The following is a 265-nucleotide window of genomic DNA, read 5'->3' on the forward strand; positions in this document are numbered from 1 at the left end:
GTCCGGATTTCCGCCTTTGAAACCTTTGTGATCATAGCGTTCTGCAGTCCCATCACGTAGCAGAGAAGGCAGACGGTAGCCGGCACGAAGAGCACGTGGTGCGATTCGAGATTCGAGCCGAGGACACCGAAGATCAGAAGCAGCGACGCCACGAGCATCAACGGCATCGCGTATTGGCTCTGCAAGCGCCTGCGTCGTCCCCAGTTGATCAGGATCGCTGACGTGGCCGCGCCGACCAGAAAGGACAACAAGGAACTCAATCCCG

General features: G+C 58.1%; 1 protein-coding gene. It reads right to left on the reverse strand.

Annotation, left to right across the window (positions count from 1 at the left end; translation table 11 throughout):
* Positions 1–265, reverse strand: a 265-nt coding sequence (locus SB822_RS57860) for a DUF1275 family protein (protein WP_410859206.1), incomplete at both ends; no start/stop codon positions are given.

The organism is Paraburkholderia sp. SIMBA_054 (assembly GCF_046534875.1).
GTDB lineage: Bacteria > Pseudomonadota > Gammaproteobacteria > Burkholderiales > Burkholderiaceae > Paraburkholderia > Paraburkholderia hospita.